Raw genomic sequence first — 20,773 nt, 5'->3', positions numbered from 1 at the left:
TGATCAATGTTTGCCTAGATAGAAATCATGCAGATCGCCCCGGGCCAGCAGCTCATCGGCGCTGCCGGACAACACCACCCGGCCGGTATCGAGCACATAAGCCGTGGCGGCGTACTTGAGCGCCACATTAATGTTTTGCTCGGCAATCAGGAAGCTCACCTGCGCCTCGCGATTGAGCTGGGCGACGATCTCGAAAATCTCCTGGACGATAATAGGCGCCAGGCCCATGGAAGGTTCGTCCAGCAGGACTAAAGTCGGACGCGTCATCAAGGCCCGACCGATGGCAACCATTTGCTGCTCGCCACCGGACGTCAGGCCGGCCTGGGTCTTGCGCTTGGTTTTCAGGCGTGGAAACCAGGCGTAGATGCGCTCCAGATCGCGAGCCATGTCCTGCCGGCTCAAGCCCCGGACAAAACCGCCGCTGCGCAGGTTGTCCTCCACCGTGAGTTGCCCGAACACGTGCCGGCCTTCCAGCACATGCACCATGCCCTGACGCACCCGCAGGCTCGGATCGACGCCTGCGGTATCGCGCCCCAGAAATTCGATGTTGCCGCGACTGACCTCGGCCCGCTCGGCACGCACCAGCCCGGAAATCGCCTTGAGCGTGGTGCTTTTGCCGGCACCGTTGGCGCCGAGCAACGCGACGATGCCGCCCTTGGGCACCGTCAGCGACACCCCGGCCACGGCCAGAATCGCCCCGTCGTAGATCACCTCGATGTCGTTGACCTGCAACAAGTCGTTGGCAGCAATGTCGCTGGCGGCGTGGCTCATGGCTTATTCCTCTGCGGTGCAGGTGCGTGGGGTCAGGCCTTTTTCCTTGGCGAAGGCGGCAGACTTTTCATCGATCAACGGTCGCAGCAAGGCGCGGTCAGCGGCGATCCAGTCGCTGATCAGCGTCCAGTTGGCGCCATCCCACTGCTGGACCCGCGCCGAACCGCCGCCTTCATGGTCCTTGCAAGACAACTTGAGGTTTTGCATCAGGCCGAAGTAGCCCATGTCCTTGAGCCGCGCGTCGTCGATGTTCAAGTGCTCCAGGCCCCAGCGCCCTTCTTCGCCGTTGAGCGGGCGTTTGCCGAATTTGCCCTGGGCGGTGCGGATCGCTTCCACCGCGACCGCCGCGTTCACCAACCCGGAGTTGTAGTAGACGCTGCCGAAATTCTTCAGGTCCTTGAGGTCACTCTTGCCCTTGTCGAGGATGTACTGCTTGAGGCGTTTGTGAATCTCGAAATCAGTGCCGGCCGGGTATGGCGTCAGCGCCAGATAGCCCTTGGCGGCGGCACCGGCGGGCAAGACGTCTTCGCTGGAACTGGCCCAGATGTCGCCGACGATGTGGTCCACCGGGAAGCCGAAACGCGCAGCGGTCTTCACCGCCACCGGCGTCGACACGCCCCAGGTGCGCAGGAACACCCAGTCCGGGTTGACCTGGCGGATCTGCCGCCATTGCGCCGATTGCTCGTTGCCCGGATCAGCCACCGGAATCTGGATGTTCTCGAAACCGTATTTCTCCGCCAACAGTTTCAGCGGGCCGAGGGTTTCGCGGCCATACGCCGAGTCGTGGTAGACCGTGGCAATCTTCTTGCCCTTGAGTTTGTCGAAGCCGCCTTCGCGCTGGGCGATGTAGTTGATCAGGCTCGACGCCTCGCTGTAGAAGGTCAGCATCACCGGGAAGTTGTACGGAAACACCGTGCCGTCGGTGGCTTCGGTTCGGCCGTAACCGAGGGTGATCAGCGGGATCTTGTCGACTTCCGCACGCTCACTCAGGGCGTAGGCTGCCGGTGCGCCGTTGGGTTGATAGACCGCGACCGGCGCGCCATCCAGGCCGTTCTTGAAGCGCTCATAGCACTCGATGCCCTTCTCCGCGGTCCACTCGGTTTCGCACTCCTGCCAGACCAGTTTCACGCCGTTGATCCCGCCCTCCACCTCGTTGATGTAGTTCAGGTAATCGATCATCCCCGCCCACACCTGCACACCGCTGGAGGCATAGGCGCCGACCCGGTAAGTGGCCAACGGGAAAAACTGCTGGTCCGGCGAGGCCTGGACCAACGGTACTGCACTGCCGAAAACCGCCAGCGCCAACGCGGCGCCAAGCAGCGAACGTTTCAAGGATGCACGCATGTTGTCTCTCTAATCAGTTGGAGGATTCAGAAGCGCAGCGGCCAGTGGCTCAGCCGCTCACGAAGGTTGCCCAGCAGGCGGATCAAGCCTTCCGGTTCCTTGATCAGGAACAGGATGATCAGCACGCCGAAGATGATTTTTTGCAGGTTCTGTAACTGCCCGGCGTCCACCGCGCCACCGAGCAAGGCTTGTCCGGCGTGACTGAGCAGGATCGGCAACAGGCTGATGAACGCCGCGCCGACGAAGTTGCCGGCAATGCTGCCCATGCCACCGATAATGATGATGAACAGGATCTGGAACGATCGATTGATATCGAAGCTGCTGGCACTGGCGGTGCCCAGATAGGCGAAGGCCCACAAGGCGCCGGCGATGCCCAGGTAGAACGAACTGACGGCAAACGCCAGGTGCTTGTAGCGTGCCACCGGAATGCCGATGACGGCGGCGGCGGTGTCCATGTCGCGGATCGCCATCCAGTTGCGCCCGACCTGGCTTTTCACCAGGTTCACCGCGACCCAGGTCAACAGCAATACCGTGCTCAGGGTCAGCAGATAACGGCCCAGCGGCGTGTTCAGGTCATGACCGAACAGCGCCAGTTTCGGCGCCGAAATGGTCCCGGACGAACCGTAGTTGTAGAACCAGGGAAACTTGACGAACAGCCACTCAAGGAAGAACTGCGCGGCCAGCGTGGTGACCATCAGGTAAAAGCCTTTGATCCGCGAGCTCGGCAGGCCGAACACGAAGCCCACCAGCGCACTGATCAAACCACCGCCGAGCAGCGCCACCGGCAAGCCCAACTCGGGCACGCGCAGCAAAAAGCCGTACGTGGCGAACGCACCGACCGCCATGAACCCGGCCGCGCCCACCGACGTCTGGCCGGTGTAGCCGGTGAGCAGGTTGAGGCCCAATCCGGCGAGGGACAGCACCAGGAACGGAATCAAAATGGCGTTGAGCCAATAGTCATTGCTCGTCAGCGGCACGACGACAAAAGCGATCAGCAGCAGGCCCAACAGGCCGCACGGCACGCGACGCTGGAGCAACACCGCCGGCGCGGTTTCGCGAACAAGGGAAATCGACATGGGCTCAGACTCGCTCGATGGCGCGCTCGCCGAACAGGCCGGCGGGACGGATGTACAGGAAGGCCAAGGCCAGGACATAGGCGAACCACGGCGTGATGCCGCCGCCGATCAGCGGGCCGATATAAACCTCGGCAAGGTTCTCGGCGGCGCCAACAATCAGCCCGCCGACAATCGCCCCGCCAATCGAAGTGAAGCCGCCGATGATCAACACCGGCAACGCCTTGAGCACCACCAGCGACAGGGAAAACTGCACCCCTTGCCGCGCGCCCCAGAGCAACCCGGCCACCAACCCGACGACACCGGCCACCGCCCAGACGATCTGCCAGATGCGGTTGAGGTTGATGCCGATGGACAGCGCGGCGGTGGTGTCATCCGCCACCGCCCGCAAAGAAATACCGATGCGGGTCTTGTTGAACAGCAACGCCAGCACCGTCACCAGCACAACGGCCGCCGCCGCAGCGATCAGGTCGAACTGGCTGACCATCATCCCGCCGATGAACAGCGGCACATCGTCGATGCCCAGGTCCAGCGCCCGCACTTGCGAGCCCATCAACCCTTGAGCCAGGCCTTCGATGATGAACGACAAGCCAAGGGTGGCCATGAACAGGGTGATCTGCGAGCGATTGACCAAGGGTCGCAACACCAGCCGTTCGATCAGCAACGCGCCGATGATCATCACCAGCACCGTCAGCAACAGCGCCAGGGCAAACGGCACGCCTTGATCATGCAGGCTGACAAAGGTCAGCGCGGCGAACAGCAGCATCGCGCCCTGGGCGAAATTGAACACGCCGCTGGCCTTGTAGATCAGCACGAAGCCGATGGCGACCAGCGAATACATGGTGCCGGCGAGCAGGCCGCCGAGCAGGGTTTCGAAGAAGAACGTCATCAGTGCACCACTCCCAGATACGCCGCGATCACCTCGGGATTGGCCTGCACCTCGGCAGGCGTGCCGTCGCCCACCTTGCGCCCGTAATCGAGCACCACCACGTGGTCGGACAGGCCCATCACCACGCCCATGTCATGTTCGATCAACACCACGGTGGTGCCGAGGTCGCGGTTGATGTCGGCGATGAACCGGGCCATTTCCTGTTTTTCCTCGGCGTTCATTCCGGCCATCGGCTCGTCGAGCAGCAACAGGCTCGGCCCGGCAATCAAGGCACGACCAAGCTCCACGCGCTTTTGCAGGCCGTAGGACAGATTGCCCACCGGCACATCGCGTTGGGCTTGCAGGTCGAGGAATTCAAGAACGCCTTGCGCCTTCTGACGGAAGCTTTCCGCCTCGCGCCGGGCCCGTGGCAAACCGAGTGCCTGCTCGATGAAGTGGCTGCGCAGATGCCGCGACAGGCCGGTGAGCAGGTTGTCGATCACGCTCATTTTCTTGAACAGCGCGTTGTTCTGGAACGTGCGGCCAATGCCCCGGCGCGCGGCGCTCAGCGGGTCGATGCGTTTGAAGGGCTGCTGTTCGAAGACGATCGAACCGGCATCGAAGCGGTACACGCCGTTGAGCACATTGAGCAACGAACTCTTGCCCGCGCCGTTGGGGCCGATCAGTGCGCAGATCTCGCCCCGTCGAACGTCGAACGACAGTTCGTTGATGGCTTTCACGCCTTTGAAGGACAGGGAAATGCCACTGACTTGCAGAATGGAATCGGTCGAGGTCATGCGATGTCCCGTTTGAACTCAGCGAGCCACACCGGCTCGGGTTGCGCCTGCGCCGTGCGCGTGGCTTGCCAGATGAAGTGCAGGTTGTGGAAACCCAGCAGTCGGCGAACGCGGTTTTTGATCAGCCGTTGCAGGGCTTTTTCCGGGTGCGCGATGGCCCAGTCGCAGAGGCGTCGGCGCCAGGTGCCGAGCGGGGCCAGACGGCTGTCGATTTCGCTGGCCAGGACTTGCAGGCGTTCGGCGGAGAGCAGCAGGCCCGACGGCGCGACTTCACGCCGATCACGACTGGCGCTGCCGGGGCTTTCCGGGAAGGCCAGGGCTTGACCGCTGGCCAGCCACTGTTCGAACAACACGGTCAGACCGTCCTGCCACTGCGTGCCCTCCTCGCTCCACAACTGCGCGCCGACGAGGCCGAGGCGCAGGCGTTGCGGCGGTTCCGTCGGTCCGAGCAGCTCTGCAAAATCGAGCAGTGACTGGCCCTGATTGAGCCAGAGCTGTTGCGTTTGCCGGCCCGGCACAAAGGCATGGGTCGGAGCGCTGCGCCACAACACGTTGTGCAATGCGGGGGCGTCGAGGTTGTCGTCAACGGCCAGCAATTGCCCGCCCACCTGCTGTGCGGCCAAGGCCAGCAGCAACAGGTTCGGCTCGAACGCACCGCTGACGGCCAGTCGCGAATCCTCATCGAATCCTTGCTGGCGCAAGCCATCGGCCAAACGCTCGACATCACGCAATACATCAATCCAGCGCCAGACAAACCATTGCCCGTGGCGCTTGTGGCGCAACGCCGGTTGCAATGGCCGGACCTGCGCCCAGTGCCGCAATTGCTCCAGCGCCTGGGGCACATTGACCCGCCACTCCGTGGTATCCGCAATCGGCGGACGCTTGAGTTCGTGCACGCTCATGGTTGACCTCCTGTTCATGGGCAAAAGCGTGCGGTGGTCCGCTGGGCCGGGATCTATGGAAAACTGTGAACCCGTGTGGGAGCGGGCTTGCTCGCGAAGGCCTCGTGTCAGCCAATATCAATGTTGACTGTCAAACCGCATTCGCGAGCAAGCCCGCTCCCACAGGAGATGTGGGTGTGCCCGGTGCTTTTAGGCAGACACCACTTTTTTCTCCTGCTGCCGCAACGCCGCGAGGTCGCGATAGCCGGCGCCCGGATGAATCTCCGGTAACTTCGGACCTTCGCCAAACAGCTTCTCGCGCAAGGTGCCGGGTGCGTATTCGGTCTTGTACACGCCGCGCTTCTGCAATTCCGGCACCAGCAACTCCACGGCATCGATGAAGGTTTCGTGGGTCAGTGCATAGGCCAGGTTGAAGCCGTCGACATCGGTCTCGTCGACCCACTCCTGAAGCAGATCAGCCACCGTTTCCGGGCTGCCGACAAACAGCGGACCAAAACCGCCGATGCCCACCCAGTCGGCCAGCTCGTTGGGAGTCCAGACCTTGTTCGGATCAGCCGTGGAGAACGCCTCAACCGCCGATTGAATGGCGTTGGTGTGCACATGCTTGAGCGGTTCGTCCGGTTTGAACTGGCTGAAGTCAATGCCGGTCCAGCCGGAAATCAACGCCATGGCGCCTTCATAGCTGACCCAGGTTTTGTATTCTTCGAACTTGGCCTTGGCCTTGGCGTCGGTCTCGCCGAGGATCACCGTTTGCAGGTTGAAGATCAGGATCTTCGACGGATCGCGCCCGGCCTCTGCCGCACGCCGGCGGATATCGGCCACGGTTTTCTTCAGCAGCACTTTCGACGGTGCGGCAACGAACACGCATTCGGCATGTTCAGCGGCGAACTGTTTGCCGCGACTCGATGCGCCGGCCTGATACAGCACTGGTGTGCGTTGCGGCGAAGGTTCGCAAAGGTGGATGCCCGGCACCTGGAAGTGTTTGCCGACGTGCTGGATCTCGTGGATCTTGCTCGGATCGCTGAAAATCCGCCGTTCGCGATCACGCAAAATGGCGCCCTCTTCCCAGCTGCCCTCCCACAGTTTGTAGCAAACCTCCAGATACTCTTCGGCAAAGTCGTACCGGGCGTCGTGTTCGGTCTGGGCTTTCTGCCCAAGATTCTTGGCGCCGCTCTCCAGGTAGGAAGTGACGATGTTCCAGCCGGCGCGGCCCTTGGTCAGGTGATCGAGAGTCGACAGGCGCCGGGCGAACGGATACGGATGCTCGAACGACAGTGACGCGGTCAGGCCAAAGCCCAAATGCTCGGTGACCAGCGCCATCGGCGGGATCAGTTGCAGCGGATCATTGACCGGCACCTGCGCGGCCTGGCGAATCGCCGCATCACCGTTGCCGTTGTAGACGTCATAGATGCCCAGCACATCGGCAATGAACAGACCGTCGAACTTGCCGCGCTCAAGGATTTTCGCCAGGTCGGTCCAGTACTCCAGATCCTTGTATTGCCACGAGCGATCCCGCGGATGCGCCCACAAACCCGGCGACTGGTGGCCGACGCAGTTCATGTCAAAAGCGTTGAGACGAATTTCACGGGCCATCAAACGGCTCCCTCTGTGACGGTGGAAAAGCTGGGGGGATGAATACCGTTGAGGCGGAAGTTGCCGATGAGGTGGAGTTTCCAGCGCAGCGGATCGTGCAGCGAACCGGGCAACGGACTGCGTTGCCCGGTGAGTTCGAACTCGGCGTTGCTGGCGGTGCTGAGTGCCTCGGCACTGGCCAGATGGGATTCGGCAATGGCGATGCCGATTTCGGTGCTGTCCTCATGCCGGTCGAGAAGGTCCTCGGCGCGTTCGAGCAGCGCGGCGGCCACTTCGATGCGGATTTGCACATCACCGAAGCGACTGATCACGTAAGGGTCTTTGGTGGTTTTGGCCTGCTGGCGAACGAAACGCAGGGTGGCATCGAGCAAAGTGCGAGCGTTGTGCAGGTCATGCTGGGACTTGGCCAGTGGCTGTCCGGCAGCGATGGGTTGGGTCAAGGCATTCATGGGAAACTCCTCAGTTCCAGGCGTGGCGCGCAGGTTTCACGCCGTTGAGCAGGTAGTTGCCGATCAGGTGATATTTCCAGCGCGCCGGGTCATGCAAGGTGTGAGTGCGGGCGTTGCGCCAGTGACGGTCGAGGTTGTATTTGCCTAGCACCGAGCGGGTGCCGGCCAGTTCGAAAAGCTTGCTGCTGGCAAGCAAGGCGATTTCCGCGGACAGCACTTTGGCCTGGGCCACCACCACCGAGGCGTGGGCAACCGTGTCTTCATTGGCGTTGAGCAAGGCGGCGTCGATGGCCTGGCCGGCCTTTTTCAGGATCGCTTCAGTGCCGTGGACCCGCCATTCGAGGTCGCCGATGGCGGCGATGCTGAACGGGTCCTGCCAACCGTGATCTTGCTGACTGTCGATCCATGGCCGTGCTTCACGGGCGTAGCGCTTGGTCTCTTCCAGGGCGCCGACGGCAATGCCGGTGTCCACGGCAGCCTGGATGATTTGTGAAATCGGACCGTCGGCGGTGGGTTCATCAAAGGCTTTGTGGGCGGGGATCACTGCACTCAGCGGCACTTTTACTGCGCTCAAGGTGACGCCACCGCTGGCGGTGGTGCGCTGGCCGAAACCGTCCCAGCTGTCGATCACGGTCAGACCGGGGTTGTCGCGTTCGATGAAGGCGATGAAGGCCTGGTTCTGTTCGTTGACCGCCACCGCCGGGACGATGTGCGCAAACAGCGCGCCGGTGCAGTAGAACTTCTCGCCGTCGATTTGCGCAGTGTCGTCGCTGAAGCGAATCCGGGTTTCGAAAGCTCCGGCGTTTTTGCTTTTGGATTCGGAAAAGGCGTTACCGAAACGGTAGCCCTGCAAGACTTTGCCGAAGTAATAGCGCTTCTGCTCTTCGCTGGCGGTTTGCAGCAGGATGTCGAGCACGCCGAGGTGGTTTTGCGGGATCTGGCCCAGAGAAGAGTCAGCGGCAGAAATGATCTTGATCACTTCGGCGACGGTCACGTAGGACACACCGGCGCCGCCATAGGCTTTCGGGACAGTGATGCCCCAAAGGCCGCTGGCGGAAAATTCGTCAAGCTCGGCAACCGGCAGGCGTCGCTCGCGATCGCGCACGCTGGCCTCGACGGCGAAACGCGCGGCGAGCTTGTGAGCGATGGCAATGGCCTCGGCGTCCGAGCGGATCACGTGGGCAGTGCGAGGGGGTTGGGCAGAGGCTGTCATGGGCCGACTCCTGGGTTCCGGGTGAATGCCCGAGATCTTTTGCAGGAGTCGTGCCTGAAATTAATTACCCTTAATTTCAGTCAGTTACATAAATTACCAAGAAAAGTTTACAGCTTCAAAACAGCAAAGTGTCTATCCACTGTTGATTAGCGAACAGTCAGATCACCACGTTGCGCACAAACCGCGCCGCCACCGGTCCATCGTTGCGATAGGCGTGGGGTTGGTTGCTGGCAAACATATAGAACTCGCCGGCGGAGATTGCGTGTGGAGTGTCGCCGAGCATCAGGGTCAGGCAGCCTTCGAACACGTAGATCTGTTCGCTCCAGCCATCGGCATCCGGTTGCGACGGGTAGACTTCCCCCGGTTGCAGGCACCATTCCCATTGTTCCACTTCGCGGGTAGCGGTGGCTTTGGACAGCAATACGGCTTTGCTACCGGGGATTACACCCGCCCAGGCCACTTCGTTGATGCGGCTATGGTCACGGACATCGGGGGCCTGGATCAGATCGCTGAACGCCACGTCCAACGCCTCGGCCACACGGTCGAGGGTGGTCAGGCTGACGTTCTTTTCCCCGGCCTCGATCGCCACCAGCATTCGGCGACTGACACCGGACTTTTCTGCCAAAGCGGTCTGGCTCATGTCGGCGGCATGACGCAGGCGTCGAACGTTCTGGCTGACGTGCTGCAGGACCGAAGCCCGTTGCGTGGAATCTTTGTGCACTATATTGCTCACTAGGTGGTGCTGCGCAGTATACTGCCCAACTTCCGGCGCATTGTGCGTCCCCCCTCAGGTAGTGCGCAAGATCATGACGTCGGTGAACACCTCCCAGGCTTCCTCCCGTTTCCTGCGGCTCAGCAAGGCCGAGTGCGTATTGGTGTTGATCACCATGGTCTGGGGCGGGACCTTTTTGCTGGTCCAGCATGCGATGACCGTCAGCGGCCCGATGTTTTTCGTCGGCCTGCGCTTTGCCGCCGCCGCGATCCTCGTCGCCCTGTTCTCCTGGCGCAGCCTGCGTGACTTGACCCTGTTCGAACTCAAGGCCGGTGCGTTTATCGGCGTGGCGATCATGCTTGGTTACGGCTTGCAGACGGTTGGCTTGCAGAGCATTCCCAGCAGCCAATCGGCGTTTATCACCGCGCTGTACGTGCCTTTCGTGCCGTTGCTGCAATGGCTGGTGCTGGGACGTCGGCCGGGGTTGATGCCGAGTATCGGGATCATGCTGGCCTTTACCGGGTTGATGCTGCTGTCGGGGCCTTCCGGCGCATCGTTGAATTTCAGCCCCGGTGAAATCGCCACGTTGATCAGCGCAATTGCCATTGCCGCTGAGATCATCCTGATCAGCAACTTTGCTGGTCAGGTCGATGTGAAGCGGGTGACGGTGGTGCAACTGGCGGTGACTTCGGTGCTGTCATTCCTGATGGTGGTGCCGACCAACGAGGCGATTCCGGATTTTTCCTGGTTGCTGTTGTGCAGTGCCCTTGGGCTTGGCGCGGCGAGTGCGGCGATCCAGGTGGCGATGAACTGGGCGCAGAAGAGTGTTTCGCCGACTCGGGCCACGTTGATTTATGCCGGTGAGCCGGTGTGGGCCGGGATTGTCGGGCGGATCGCCGGGGAACGCTTGCCGGCAATTGCGCTGCTGGGGGCCGGGTTGATTGTCGCGGCGGTGATTGTCAGTGAGTTGAAGACCAAGGGTAAGGCGGTTGCCGAGGTTGAAGAGTCGCTGGAGAGTGAAAGCGGCAATTAAACGGCAAGATCAAAAGATCGCAGCCTTCGGCAGCTCCTACATTGAAATGCATACTCTGTAGGAGCTGCCGAAGGCTGCGATCTTTTTTCATGCAGGTTGAAACAATGTGAAGCAGGCTTTTTCCGTCTACCTTGTAGGATTCTGCGACAGCTTGGCGTTTGGTGATCCGGGAGCTGGCACGTATGATGCTTCACAAACTTCCGCAGATTAGAAGCCTATGTCCCTGATAGTTCTACTGCTTCTGCCTTTCATAGGCAGCTGTCTGGCAGCGGTGCTGCCACACAACGCGCGTAACACCGAATCGCTGCTGGCTGGTCTGGTTGCCTTGATCGGCACCGTCCAGGTCGCCCTCCTGTACCCGCAAATCGCCCATGGCGGCGTGATCCGCGAAGAGTTCTTCTGGCTACCGAGCCTGGGCTTGAATTTCGTCCTGCGCATGGACGGTTTCGCCTGGCTGTTCTCGATGCTGGTGCTGGGCATCGGCACGCTGGTGTCGCTGTACGCGCGTTACTACATGTCGCCGAACGATCCGGTGCCGCGGTTCTTCGCGTTTTTCCTGGCGTTCATGGGCGCGATGCTCGGCCTGGTGATCTCCGGCAACCTGATCCAGATCGTGTTCTTCTGGGAGCTGACCAGCCTCTTCTCGTTCCTGTTGATCGGCTACTGGCACCACCGCGCCGATGCGCGACGCGGTGCATATATGGCGTTGATGGTCACCGGTGCCGGCGGTTTGTGCCTGCTGGCGGGGGTCATGCTGCTCGGCCATGTGGTCGGCAGCTATGACCTGGACAAGGTCCTGGCCGCCGGCGATCTGATTCGTGCCCATGCCCTCTACCCTATCCTGTTACCCCTGATCCTGATCGGCGCACTGAGCAAAAGTGCGCAATTCCCCTTCCATTTCTGGCTACCTCACGCAATGGCTGCACCAACACCGGTGTCGGCCTATCTGCACTCGGCGACCATGGTCAAGGCCGGGGTGTTCCTGCTGGCGCGACTCTGGCCGTCGCTGTCCGGCAGTGAAGAATGGTTCTACATCGTCAGCGGCGCCGGGGCGTGCACCCTGTTGCTCGGCGCTTATTGCGCGATGTTCCAGAATGACCTCAAGGGTCTGTTGGCCTACTCGACCATCAGCCACCTGGGCCTGATCACCCTGCTGCTGGGCCTGAACAGTCCGCTGGCCGCCGTGGCCGCCGTGTTCCACATTCTCAACCACGCTACGTTCAAGGCCTCGCTGTTCATGGCCGCCGGGATCATCGACCACGAAAGCGGCACCCGCGACATTCGCAAACTCAGCGGCCTGGTCAAGCTGATCCCGTTCACCGCCACCCTCGCCATGGTCGCCAGCGCCTCCATGGCCGGTGTGCCGTTGCTCAACGGCTTCCTCTCGAAAGAGATGTTCTTCGCCGAAACCGTGTTCATCAACGCCACGGCGTGGGTCGAAGCGACCTTGCCGATCGTCGCGACCATCGCTGGGACGTTCAGCGTCGCCTACTCCCTGCGTTTCACCGTGGACGTCTTCTTCGGTCCGCCTGCCACCGACCTGCCGCACACGCCGCACGAACCGCCGCGCTGGATGCGCGCGCCGGTGGAGTTGCTGGTGTTTGCCTGTCTGGTGGTCGGGATTTTCCCGGCGCAAGTGGTCGGCCCGTTGCTCGCCGCCGCCGCGCTGCCGGTGGTGGGCGGCACCCTGCCGGAGTACAGCCTGGCGATCTGGCACGGCTTGAACGCGCCGATGATCATGAGCCTGATCGCCATGTCCTGCGGTGTCGTGCTCTATCTGCTGTTGCGTAATCAGCTCAAGCGCGGTCGTTTCAGCCGTCCGCCGCTGGTTGGCCGACTGAATGGCAAGCGCCTGTTCGAACTCAGCCTGGTGCTCAAGATGCGACTGGCCCGTCGCCTGGAGCGACGAATCAGCACCCATCGCCTGCAAACCCAGTTGTTCCTGATGGTCCTCGCCGCCGTGCTGGCCGGGTTGATCCCGATGTTGCACAGCAGCCTGAGCTGGGGCGACCGGCCGAAGATTCCGGGCTCGATCGTGTTCGTGATCCTCTGGTTGCTGGCGATTGCCTGCGCCCTCGGCGCGGCTTATCAAGCCAAGTATCACCGTCTCGCGGCACTGACCATGGTCAGCGTCTGCGGCCTGATGACCTGCGTGACTTTCGTCTGGTTCTCGGCGCCGGACCTGGCCTTGACGCAACTGGTGGTCGAAGTAGTGACCACCGTGCTGATCCTGTTGGGCCTGCGTTGGCTGCCACGCCGGATCGAGGAGGTGTCGCCACTGCCGAGCAGCCTGCGGAAGGCGCGCATTCGCCGTATCCGCGACTTGCTGCTGTCGACCGTGGTTGGCGGCGGCATGGCGGTACTTTCGTACGCGATGCTGACGCGCCAGACACCCAACGACATTTCTTCGTTCTACCTCAGCCGTGCGCTGCCCGAAGGTGGCGGCAGCAACGTGGTCAACGTAATGCTGGTGGATTTCCGTGGGTTCGACACCCTCGGCGAAATCACCGTGCTGGCGGCCGTGGCGCTGACCGTGTTCGCCCTGCTGCGCCGCTTCCGTCCGCCGAAAGAAAGCCTGCAGTTGCCGGCCCAGCAGCGTTTGCTCGCGCCGGACGTGGTCACCGATCTGGTCAACCCGCGTCACGCCAGCGACACCGCGCTCGGCTTCATGATGGTCCCGGCGGTGCTGGTGCGCCTGCTGTTGCCGATTGCGCTGGTGGTGTCGTTCTACCTGTTCATGCGCGGACACAACCAACCGGGCGGCGGCTTTGTCGCGGGGCTGGTGATGTCGGTGGCGTTCATCCTGCAATACATGGTGGCGGGTACTCAGTGGGTCGAGGCGCAAATGAGCCTGCGGCCGCTGCGCTGGATGAGCGTTGGCTTGCTGTTCGCCACGCTCACTGGCTTGGGGGCGATGGTCGTTGGTTATCCGTTCCTGACCACCCACACCTGGCATTTCGACCTGCCGTTGCTGGGCGACATTCACCTCGCCAGCGCGCTGTTCTTCGACATTGGCGTTTACGCAGTAGTGGTCGGTTCGACGCTGTTGATCCTCACCGCCCTCGCCCACCAATCGGTGCGGGGTCACAAAACCGCGTCCCAGCCTAAACCCGTCGCCATGAAGGAGGCCATCTGATGGAAGAAGTCATCGCAATCGCCATCGGTGTTCTGGCCGCGTCCGGCGTGTGGCTGATCCTGCGTCCACGGACGTTCCAGGTGGTCATGGGCCTGTGCCTGCTGTCCTACGGCGTCAACCTGTTCATCTTCAGCATGGGCAGCCTGTTCATCGGCAAGGAGCCGATCATCAAGGACGGCGTGCCGCAGGACCTGCTGCACTACACCGACCCGCTCCCGCAAGCGCTGGTGCTGACCGCAATCGTCATCAGCTTCGCCATGACCGCGCTGTTCCTGGTGGTCTTGCTGGCCTCCCGGGGCCTGACCGGCACCGACCATGTGGATGGCCGGGAGCCTAAAGAATGAATGCAATGACGCACCTGATCGCCGCGCCCATCCTGCTGCCGCTGCTGACCGCCGCGATCATGCTGATGCTCGGCGAGAAACACCGCCCGCTCAAAGCCAAGATCAATCTGTTCTCCAGCCTGCTGGGCCTGGGCATTTCGCTGTTGCTACTGCAATGGACGCAAACCACCGACGTGCCCGGCTCCATCGGCGTGTACCTGCCGGGCAACTGGCAAGTACCGTTTGGCCTGGTGCTGGTGGTCGATCGCCTGTCGGCGTTGATGCTGGTGCTGACCGGGATCATCGGCGTCAGCGCCCTGCTGTTCGCCATGGCCCGTTGGGACAGTGCCGGTTCGAGTTTCCATGCGCTGTTCCAGATTCAGTTGATGGGCCTGTATGGCGCGTTCCTGACGGCCGATCTGTTCAACCTGTTCGTGTTCTTCGAAGTGCTGCTCGCCGCGTCCTATGGCCTGATGCTGCACGGCTCCGGCCGGGCGCGGGTGTCGTCGGGGCTGCATTACATCTCGATCAACCTGCTGGCATCGACCCTGTTCCTGATCGGCGCGGCACTGATCTATGGCGTCACCGGCACCCTGAACATGGCTGACCTGGCGCTGAAAATCCCGCTGGTGCCAGAAGCCGATCGCGGGTTGCTGCACGCCGGTGCGGGGATTCTCGCGGTGGCTTTCCTGGCCAAGGCCGGGATGTGGCCGCTGAACTTCTGGCTGGTGCCGGCGTACTCCTCGGCAAGCGCGCCGGTAGCGGCGATGTTCGCGATCATGACCAAGGTCGGCATCTATACCTTGCTGCGCCTGTGGACGTTGCTGTTCTCCGGCCAGGCCGGAGCATCGGCGTATTTCGGCGGTGACTGGCTGATTTACGGCGGCATGGCGACCATCGTCTGCGCGGCCGTGGCGATCCTTGCCGCGCAACGTCTGGAACGCATGGCCAGCCTGAGCATTCTGGTGTCTGCAGGGATTCTGTTGTCGGCCATCGGTTTCGCTCAGCCCAATCTGATCGGCGCGGCATTGTTCTATCTGGTCAGCTCGACGTTGGCGTTGAGCGCGCTGTTCCTGCTGGCCGAGTTGATCGAACGCTCGCGCTCGGCCAACGAAATTCCGCTGGAGGATGAAAACGAGATGCTGCCACGGCCGCTGGAATCGTTGCATCCGGCCAAGGGCGTCAACCTCGACGACGACCAGAAAGCCGTGGTCGGCCAAGTGATTCCCTGGACCATGGCGTTCCTTGGCTTGAGCTTCATCGCCTGCGCGCTGTTGATCATCGGCATGCCGCCGCTGTCCGGGTTCATCGGCAAACTGAGCCTGCTCAGCGCCCTGCTCAACCCGATGGGCCTGGGCAACAGCGGTGACGCGCCGATCTCGAATGCGGCGTGGGGCTTGTTGGCGCTGCTGATTCTCTCGGGGTTGGCATCGCTGGTTGCTTTTTCGCGCGTGGGCATCCAGCGTTTCTGGACCCCGGCAGAACGGCCATCGCCAGTGCTGCGACGCCTTGAGTGCGTGCCGATTTTCGCCCTGCTGGGCCTGAGCGTTGCGCTGACGTTCCAGGCCGAACCACTGTTGCGCTACACCCAGGCCGCCGCCAATGCCTTGAACAACCCGCAGCAATACGTGATGGCCGTGCTCGGCACGCGCGCGGTGCCGAGTCCGGAAGCCCGGGCGGCGCTGCTGGAGGTGCAACAATGAAGCGCCTGTTTCCTGCACCATGGTTGTCGCTGGCCCTGTGGTTGTTGTGGCTGGTGCTGAACGTGTCGATGAGCCCCGGCAATCTGATGCTGGGCGCTGCGCTGGGCTTTTGTGCGCCGTTGATGATGCGCAAGTTACGCCCGCTGCCGATCCGTATTCGTCGCCCCGGCACCATCCTTCGTCTGTTCCTCCTCGTCGGGCGTGACGTGGTGGTCTCCAATCTGGCAGTGGCCTGGGGCGTGCTCAACGCTGGCCGCCGTCCACCGCGATCGCGGTTCATCAAGGTGCCGCTGGACCTGCGCGATGCCAACGGCCTGGCGACCCTGTCGATGATCTGCACCGTGGTGCCCGGCACCGTCTGGTCGGAGCTGGCACTGGACCGCAGCATTCTGTTGCTGCACGTCTTCGATCTGGATGACGAAGCGCTGTTCATTGAACACTTCAAGACGACCTACGAGCGTCCGCTAATGGAGATCTTCGAATGAGCGCCCTGCTGTCGAACGCGATTCTGTTCAGTCTGTTCCTGTTTTCCGTGGCGATGATCCTGACCCTGATCCGCCTGTTCAGAGGCCCGTCCGCCCAGGACCGGGTCCTGGCGCTGGATTACCTGTACATCATCGCGATGCTGATGATGCTGGCGCTGGGCATTCGCTATGCCAGTGACACGTATTTTGAAGCGGCGCTGCTGATCGCGCTGTTCGGCTTCGTCGGCTCGTTTGCCCTGGCGAAATTCCTGCTGCGCGGCGAGGTGATCGAATGAACGCTGAACTGTCTCTATGGGTGGAAATCCCGGTGGCGATCCTGCTGGTGCTCGGCGGTCTGTTCGCGCTGATCGGCGCCACCGGGTTGCTGCGCATGAAGGATTATTTCCAGCGCATGCACCCGCCGGCGCTGGCCTCGACGTTGGGCGCGTGGTGCGTGGCGCTGGCTTCGATCATCTACTTTTCGGCACTCAAGTCCGGGCCGGTGCTGCATGCCTGGCTGATTCCGATCCTGTTGGCGATTACGGTGCCTGTGACCACATTGCTGCTGGCGCGGGCGGCGCTTTTTCGTAAGCGCATGGCGGGGGATGATGTGCCGGCTGAGGTGAGTAGTCGGCGGACTGAGAGCGGGAGTTAGCCTCGAGATTTCGGCGACCGGACTGGCCTCATCGCGGGCAAGCCTTGCTCCTACGGGTTTTTGGCAGGTTCACACAATGGTGATCCGCCGCAAACTCTGTAGGAGCAAGGCTTGCCCGCGATGCTTTTCGGCCACGCCTCAGATCCAGGCCACTGCCAACAATCCACTCCCCAACACCACACACAACGGCGAATACACCCAGGTATCCCACCGCGCAAACCTGGAGCCTTTGACCTCCTTGAAAAACCCCACCAGTTCCGAATCGCCAATCGCCCGGGCGAATAACAGAAGCGCGATGGCGCTGATCACCCACTGCAACACTTGATGATCCACCTGTGGCAGCCACCAGCCGACGCGCAAACACACCAACAGGGCAATTACCAACAGGGCAGCCGCCACCAGCAGCGTGAGCCAGCCTCGCGGCTTGAAGGCCGGGCGCAGTTGCGTGCTGCCTTCATGCGGCACTTGAGGAACGGCTGCTACGGCAGCCCATTCGCCCCCCAGCGCCCAGTAAACGTGTACCAGAGCAATCGCCGCAAATATCGTCACCAGCCATTGAGCCAACGCAAAGGTCATGGTTGAAGATCCTTGAAAGGGATTTGGTCAAATCATCCTAGTCGGCTTTTTTGGATATGCATGACCGCTGGTACGAAGGCTGACGAACGAGAGATTTATGCGATTAAAAGCATCGCCAGCAGGCTAGCTCCCACATGGATTCCAGGAACACCGGCGGTCCAAGGTGGGAGCTAGCCTGCTGGCGATGACAGTTCCAAACTCAACACATCACTTCAACTCGGCGGACACCTTGTCGGCCACATCCTTGGGCACCCAGGCCTTCCACACGTCCGGGTGCTTCTTCATGAACGCTTCTGCTGCCTGGCGCGGCGCGGTGTGCTTTTCACTCATCTCGGCCAACGCCTTGTTCAACGGTTCAATGGGAAAATCGACCTTGGTGAAAAACTCGGCGATCTGCGGATACTGCTTCTGGAACGGCGTGGACACGCCAATGGACAGTTTCGAGGGCAGCGAACGGGTCGGCTGTGGATTCGGGTTGTCGGCGTCGGTCAGGGTTTTCCAGGCTTCGGCGTCGAATGGTGGCTCTTCCAGCTGGATCAGTTTGAAACGGCCGAGCAATGGCGTCGGCGACCAGTAATAGAACAATACCGGTTTGCTGCGGCGGATCGACGAGCTGATCTCCGCATCCAGTGCCGCCCCCGAACCGCTGCGGAAATTCACATAGCTGTCGTCCAGCCCATAGGCCTTGAGCTTCTGCTTGTTGACCACTTCCGACGTCCAGCCGATGGGGCTGTTGAGAAACCGCCCCTTGCTCGGCGCTTCCGGGTCTTTGAACACGTCCTTGTATTTGGGCAGGTCGCTGACACTGCGCAGGTCCGGTGCCATCGGCTTGATGCCTTTGGCCGGGTCGCCCTTGATCACGTACTCCGGCACCCACCAGCCTTCGGTGGCGCCCTTGACCGTATCGCCGAGACTGACGACCTTGCCTTCGGCCTCGGCCTTGACCCACACCGGGCTGCGCCCGGCCCACTCTTCGCCAATGACTTGAATGTCATTGTTGGCCAGTGCGGTTTCCAGGGTGATGGTGGTGCCCGGCAACGTATCCGTCGGCAGGCCGTAGCCCTTTTCGACAATGATCCGCAGGATATCGGTGATCAGGCTGCCGCTTTCCCAGTTCAAGTCAGCGAAATGAATCGGCGCCTGGGCGGCCAACACCGGAACGGGTGACGCCAACAAACCGCAAGTGGCCAGGACCGCAGCCAGCAACCGTCGAAAACCTTTCATGCTTTTGCACCTCGTGCTGTTCACAGCAATAGCAGGATGGCCGGGCGGAGGACCGCGAAGCCTCTGAATACTCAGTCAATTGACTGTAGTAGAGGTTCCTGCTTTCGAGGGGCGCCGATCAATTTTCGGAAATTTCCTGCAAGCGCATCAGCTCTCTTCTGACCATGCTGGCGTATTCCGCCGGGCGCAACCCGTAGAGCTGTGATGCGACCCAGCTCAGCCAGGCTCCCTGCATGACGGCTTTGCGCTCGAACAGTTGCCGGGCCTCGGCTTGAGCGCTGGCCTGGTTCTGTTGATGGAAGTCGGCGCGGGTCAGGCTCATTACTCGCTGGCCTTGAACGTCACCAGTTCGCCTTTGCGCCATTTGGCGGCCTTGGCGGTCACAGCCTTGAGGGTCTTGGTCAGGCCTTCCTGCAACTGTTGGTGGGCGGCGAACACCGTCACCACGCTGTGACCTTCCTTGAACACAATCGCCTGGCCGTCAGCGGTGGTTACAAAGGCATAGTCGCCCAGGCCATACACCGTCAGTTTGATTTCACGGAATTTGATTTCCAGCTTGCCGCCCTCACGGCTGGGCAACACCGAGGCGCTGAAATGATCGCCAACCTTGAGTTTGAGCCCCGGTTTATCGTCCACCACCAGCGCCGATTCCGTGTCGACTTCGGCGATGTAGATACCTTCCGCATTCTGCTCGGTGATGTAAACGAAACGTGACTGAAACTGCTTGACCAGCTTTGCGCGCAAATCACCCAACACGAACAAAGCATGCATATCGAGATTACTTACTGCCAAGGAAACATCCCCACATCTGAAAAATGGTGCCGTACGCGGAAAAAAACGCACAGCCAAAAAAGCGGCAATGCCGAAGGTGCAGCCAAATAACCCGAGATGAAATCCTGAATGAGCAGTGCACTCATCCATCACGAAGCATCGAGAAGACTACTGGAACATCACTCGCATCGTCCTGCCCGGCGTTCGTCAGGGGTTGAAGGAAAACTCCCTGCTGGCGGCCAGAAAATTATGGACTATCAACATCGAGGAAAAAACCGATCAAGAAAAGCACTTTTCCTACATATCGCCCGCGGAAAATTGCTTTAGATAAACATCATTCACCCACCAGTGACGGTGATTCTAGAGCAGCGATGCTCTCGCAGACTACCCATAACGACGTACATACGTCGGTAAAAACAATGAAAAGGACTTCATATGTGCACATTGACTCACTTTGCCTACCCCCTGGCGCCAGACACGGCAACCGCATCAACCTCGTTCCCGACACTCGTCCACGCCCATCAACTGCTTCACGGCGCCCCTGCCCGGCCGCGGTTTCAGGTGGTTTTGGCCGGCAATGCCTTCTTTCACATCAAGGATATTTCCACAGGACGCGTCAGAGGTTTCCGAGCGGACCACAACGAAGCCTGCGCCCTCGCCCGGCAGCTTGAATCAGGCTATTGAGTTGCCGAACGCTCTCACGTCAATGAGCGTTTCGTCTGCCCGGCGACTTATCTCAGGCGGCGATGTGCAACTACTGCCATACTGCCCGCCCAATAAAACGCATCCCCCAGAAAGCGGGCTGCGTTGAGAACAACAATGTATTTCCAAGGGAAGGCTGCTACGTGACGGAATTTGATATCGGCGAGTTTTTTATCCGGGGCGAAGCCAGAGAAGTCGACGGCGAGTTTCAGGCAGTGATCGTCATGCGCGCCAAGCCACCGCTGAAAACCGTGACCTATCACCAGGTCGAGAAAGACCGTTGGTTCAAGTCCTCGGATATCGCCGCCGTCGCTGCCCAGGAATCCGCCAAAGAACTCAAGGCTGCGGTCGATGCCGGTGCATTGAAAGCCTGAAGACCGGGTTTGCGGTCTATGCTCTCTCCTGCGTTCAAACATCGTTTTCGAACTCTTGAAGCCCGGCTCTCTCAGAAGTAGAGAAGCCGT

At 61.1% G+C, this 20,773-nt stretch carries 23 protein-coding genes; 9 read left to right on the top strand and 14 right to left on the bottom strand.

Annotation, left to right across the window (positions count from 1 at the left end):
• Positions 1-3: 3 nt before the first annotated feature.
• The 10 genes from V6Z53_RS14220 to V6Z53_RS14175 all read right to left on the bottom strand — a co-directional run bounded on the left by V6Z53_RS14220 (position 4) and on the right by V6Z53_RS14175 (position 9,731).
• Positions 4-771 carry an ABC transporter ATP-binding protein gene (locus V6Z53_RS14220; RefSeq protein WP_338586153.1) on the bottom strand — a complete coding sequence of 256 codons (768 nt, stop codon included), beginning with the start codon at positions 769-771 and terminating at the stop codon, positions 4-6.
• 3 nt (positions 772-774) lie between these two features.
• Entirely contained in the window at positions 775-2,115 is a 1,341-nt protein-coding gene (locus V6Z53_RS14215) for an ABC transporter substrate-binding protein (RefSeq protein WP_338586152.1), read from the bottom strand.
• A gap of 26 nt (positions 2,116-2,141) precedes the next feature.
• Complete coding sequence (locus tag V6Z53_RS14210; protein WP_338586151.1) at positions 2,142-3,191, bottom strand: branched-chain amino acid ABC transporter permease; 1,050 nt, start codon at positions 3,189-3,191, stop codon at positions 2,142-2,144.
• A gap of 4 nt (positions 3,192-3,195) precedes the next feature.
• Positions 3,196-4,077 (bottom strand): branched-chain amino acid ABC transporter permease, encoded by an 882-nt coding sequence (locus V6Z53_RS14205; protein WP_338586150.1) that lies wholly within the window; start codon positions 4,075-4,077, stop codon positions 3,196-3,198.
• The gene (locus V6Z53_RS14200; RefSeq protein ID WP_338586149.1) at positions 4,077-4,853 is read right to left on the bottom strand and encodes an ABC transporter ATP-binding protein; all 777 of its coding nucleotides are present in this window, start codon (positions 4,851-4,853) and stop codon (positions 4,077-4,079) included. Before V6Z53_RS14200 ends, V6Z53_RS14205 begins: the two co-directional genes overlap by 1 nt.
• Complete coding sequence (locus V6Z53_RS14195) at positions 4,850-5,755, bottom strand: AMP-binding protein (protein ID WP_338586148.1); 906 nt, start codon at positions 5,753-5,755, stop codon at positions 4,850-4,852. Before V6Z53_RS14195 ends, V6Z53_RS14200 begins: the two co-directional genes overlap by 4 nt.
• A 189-nt stretch (positions 5,756-5,944) precedes the next feature.
• Complete coding sequence (locus V6Z53_RS14190; protein ID WP_338586147.1) at positions 5,945-7,348, bottom strand: LLM class flavin-dependent oxidoreductase; 1,404 nt, start codon at positions 7,346-7,348, stop codon at positions 5,945-5,947.
• Entirely contained in the window at positions 7,348-7,797 is a 450-nt protein-coding gene (locus V6Z53_RS14185; RefSeq protein WP_338586146.1) for an acyl-CoA dehydrogenase, read from the bottom strand. Before V6Z53_RS14185 ends, V6Z53_RS14190 begins: the two co-directional genes overlap by 1 nt.
• Positions 7,798-7,807: 10 nt before the next feature.
• A complete protein-coding gene (locus V6Z53_RS14180; RefSeq protein WP_338586145.1) occupies positions 7,808-9,010 on the bottom strand; it encodes an SfnB family sulfur acquisition oxidoreductase in 1,203 nt (400 codons plus the stop codon).
• A gap of 157 nt (positions 9,011-9,167) precedes the next feature.
• The gene (locus tag V6Z53_RS14175) at positions 9,168-9,731 is read right to left on the bottom strand and encodes an XRE family transcriptional regulator (protein WP_338586144.1); all 564 of its coding nucleotides are present in this window, start codon (positions 9,729-9,731) and stop codon (positions 9,168-9,170) included.
• An 85-nt stretch (positions 9,732-9,816) separates the two neighbouring features.
• Here V6Z53_RS14175 and V6Z53_RS14170 point away from each other — a divergent pair, with 85 nt between their 5' ends.
• The 7 genes from V6Z53_RS14170 (at position 9,817) to V6Z53_RS14140 (ending at position 17,036) form a co-directional block, all read left to right on the top strand.
• On the top strand, positions 9,817-10,755 hold the full coding sequence (locus V6Z53_RS14170; protein WP_338586143.1) for a DMT family transporter: 939 nt from the start codon (positions 9,817-9,819) through the stop codon (positions 10,753-10,755).
• A 217-nt stretch (positions 10,756-10,972) separates the two neighbouring features.
• The gene (locus V6Z53_RS14165) at positions 10,973-13,891 is read left to right on the top strand and encodes a monovalent cation/H+ antiporter subunit A (RefSeq protein ID WP_338586142.1); all 2,919 of its coding nucleotides are present in this window, start codon (positions 10,973-10,975) and stop codon (positions 13,889-13,891) included.
• Positions 13,891-14,235, top strand: coding sequence for a Na+/H+ antiporter subunit C (locus V6Z53_RS14160; RefSeq protein ID WP_007986256.1), 345 nt, complete (start codon positions 13,891-13,893; stop codon positions 14,233-14,235). The genes V6Z53_RS14165 and V6Z53_RS14160 overlap by 1 nt, the downstream gene beginning before the upstream one ends.
• Positions 14,232-15,917 carry a monovalent cation/H+ antiporter subunit D gene (locus tag V6Z53_RS14155; protein ID WP_338586141.1) on the top strand — a complete coding sequence of 562 codons (1,686 nt, stop codon included), beginning with the start codon at positions 14,232-14,234 and terminating at the stop codon, positions 15,915-15,917. The genes V6Z53_RS14160 and V6Z53_RS14155 overlap by 4 nt, the downstream gene beginning before the upstream one ends.
• Complete coding sequence (locus V6Z53_RS14150; RefSeq protein WP_338586140.1) at positions 15,914-16,402, top strand: Na+/H+ antiporter subunit E; 489 nt, start codon at positions 15,914-15,916, stop codon at positions 16,400-16,402. Before V6Z53_RS14155 ends, V6Z53_RS14150 begins: the two co-directional genes overlap by 4 nt.
• A complete protein-coding gene (locus V6Z53_RS14145) occupies positions 16,399-16,677 on the top strand; it encodes a K+/H+ antiporter subunit F (protein ID WP_338586139.1) in 279 nt (92 codons plus the stop codon). The genes V6Z53_RS14150 and V6Z53_RS14145 overlap by 4 nt, the downstream gene beginning before the upstream one ends.
• Positions 16,674-17,036, top strand: a complete 363-nt coding sequence (locus V6Z53_RS14140) for a Na+/H+ antiporter subunit G (protein ID WP_338586138.1) — start codon at positions 16,674-16,676, stop codon at positions 17,034-17,036. The genes V6Z53_RS14145 and V6Z53_RS14140 overlap by 4 nt, the downstream gene beginning before the upstream one ends.
• 138 nt (positions 17,037-17,174) lie before the next feature.
• Here the strand turns inward: V6Z53_RS14140 and V6Z53_RS14135 are convergent, their stop codons facing one another.
• From V6Z53_RS14135 to V6Z53_RS14120, 4 genes are all read right to left on the bottom strand, one after another.
• Positions 17,175-17,612, bottom strand: coding sequence for a DUF3995 domain-containing protein (locus tag V6Z53_RS14135; RefSeq protein ID WP_338586137.1), 438 nt, complete (start codon positions 17,610-17,612; stop codon positions 17,175-17,177).
• Between the two features lie 207 nt (positions 17,613-17,819).
• Positions 17,820-18,836, bottom strand: coding sequence for an ABC transporter substrate-binding protein (locus V6Z53_RS14130; RefSeq protein WP_338586136.1), 1,017 nt, complete (start codon positions 18,834-18,836; stop codon positions 17,820-17,822).
• A gap of 118 nt (positions 18,837-18,954) precedes the next feature.
• A complete protein-coding gene (locus V6Z53_RS14125) occupies positions 18,955-19,158 on the bottom strand; it encodes a hypothetical protein (RefSeq protein ID WP_338586135.1) in 204 nt (67 codons plus the stop codon).
• Complete coding sequence (locus V6Z53_RS14120; RefSeq protein WP_338586492.1) at positions 19,158-19,607, bottom strand: hypothetical protein; 450 nt, start codon at positions 19,605-19,607, stop codon at positions 19,158-19,160. The genes V6Z53_RS14125 and V6Z53_RS14120 overlap by 1 nt, the downstream gene beginning before the upstream one ends.
• A 435-nt stretch (positions 19,608-20,042) precedes the next feature.
• Here V6Z53_RS14120 and V6Z53_RS14115 point away from each other — a divergent pair, with 435 nt between their 5' ends.
• Together V6Z53_RS14115 and V6Z53_RS14110 are read left to right on the top strand one after the other, a co-directional pair.
• Positions 20,043-20,291: a hypothetical protein gene (locus V6Z53_RS14115; RefSeq protein ID WP_338586134.1), complete on the top strand. Its 249-nt coding sequence runs from the start codon at positions 20,043-20,045 to the stop codon at positions 20,289-20,291.
• 161 nt (positions 20,292-20,452) lie between these two features.
• On the top strand, positions 20,453-20,683 hold the full coding sequence (locus V6Z53_RS14110; RefSeq protein WP_150768615.1) for a hypothetical protein: 231 nt from the start codon (positions 20,453-20,455) through the stop codon (positions 20,681-20,683).
• Positions 20,684-20,773: the final 90 nt, after the last annotated feature.

The organism is Pseudomonas sp. MAG733B, from assembly GCF_036884845.1.
Classification (GTDB): Bacteria; Pseudomonadota; Gammaproteobacteria; order Pseudomonadales; family Pseudomonadaceae; genus Aquipseudomonas.
The sequence above is the reverse complement of the archived record's forward strand: the minus strand, read 5'-3'. Positions and strand labels throughout refer to the sequence as shown.

Coding starts and splice junctions, on each gene's coding strand:
- V6Z53_RS14160 (WP_007986256.1), top strand. CDS start 13,891: ATGGAAGAAGTCATCGCAATCGCCATCGGTGTTCTGGCCGCGTCCGGC.
- V6Z53_RS14190 (WP_338586147.1), bottom strand. CDS start 7,348: ATGGCCCGTGAAATTCGTCTCAACGCTTTTGACATGAACTGCGTCGGC.
- V6Z53_RS14115 (WP_338586134.1), top strand. CDS start 20,043: ATGTGCACATTGACTCACTTTGCCTACCCCCTGGCGCCAGACACGGCA.
- V6Z53_RS14205 (WP_338586150.1), bottom strand. CDS start 4,077: ATGACGTTCTTCTTCGAAACCCTGCTCGGCGGCCTGCTCGCCGGCACC.
- V6Z53_RS14135 (WP_338586137.1), bottom strand. CDS start 17,612: ATGACCTTTGCGTTGGCTCAATGGCTGGTGACGATATTTGCGGCGATT.
- V6Z53_RS14140 (WP_338586138.1), top strand. CDS start 16,674: ATGAACGCTGAACTGTCTCTATGGGTGGAAATCCCGGTGGCGATCCTG.
- V6Z53_RS14210 (WP_338586151.1), bottom strand. CDS start 3,191: ATGTCGATTTCCCTTGTTCGCGAAACCGCGCCGGCGGTGTTGCTCCAG.
- V6Z53_RS14165 (WP_338586142.1), top strand. CDS start 10,973: ATGTCCCTGATAGTTCTACTGCTTCTGCCTTTCATAGGCAGCTGTCTG.
- V6Z53_RS14195 (WP_338586148.1), bottom strand. CDS start 5,755: ATGAGCGTGCACGAACTCAAGCGTCCGCCGATTGCGGATACCACGGAG.
- V6Z53_RS14125 (WP_338586135.1), bottom strand. CDS start 19,158: ATGAGCCTGACCCGCGCCGACTTCCATCAACAGAACCAGGCCAGCGCT.
- V6Z53_RS14220 (WP_338586153.1), bottom strand. CDS start 771: ATGAGCCACGCCGCCAGCGACATTGCTGCCAACGACTTGTTGCAGGTC.
- V6Z53_RS14180 (WP_338586145.1), bottom strand. CDS start 9,010: ATGACAGCCTCTGCCCAACCCCCTCGCACTGCCCACGTGATCCGCTCG.
- V6Z53_RS14185 (WP_338586146.1), bottom strand. CDS start 7,797: ATGAATGCCTTGACCCAACCCATCGCTGCCGGACAGCCACTGGCCAAG.
- V6Z53_RS14155 (WP_338586141.1), top strand. CDS start 14,232: ATGAATGCAATGACGCACCTGATCGCCGCGCCCATCCTGCTGCCGCTG.
- V6Z53_RS14120 (WP_338586492.1), bottom strand. CDS start 19,607: ATGCATGCTTTGTTCGTGTTGGGTGATTTGCGCGCAAAGCTGGTCAAG.
- V6Z53_RS14215 (WP_338586152.1), bottom strand. CDS start 2,115: ATGCGTGCATCCTTGAAACGTTCGCTGCTTGGCGCCGCGTTGGCGCTG.
- V6Z53_RS14150 (WP_338586140.1), top strand. CDS start 15,914: ATGAAGCGCCTGTTTCCTGCACCATGGTTGTCGCTGGCCCTGTGGTTG.
- V6Z53_RS14130 (WP_338586136.1), bottom strand. CDS start 18,836: ATGAAAGGTTTTCGACGGTTGCTGGCTGCGGTCCTGGCCACTTGCGGT.
- V6Z53_RS14170 (WP_338586143.1), top strand. CDS start 9,817: ATGACGTCGGTGAACACCTCCCAGGCTTCCTCCCGTTTCCTGCGGCTC.
- V6Z53_RS14145 (WP_338586139.1), top strand. CDS start 16,399: ATGAGCGCCCTGCTGTCGAACGCGATTCTGTTCAGTCTGTTCCTGTTT.
- V6Z53_RS14200 (WP_338586149.1), bottom strand. CDS start 4,853: ATGACCTCGACCGATTCCATTCTGCAAGTCAGTGGCATTTCCCTGTCC.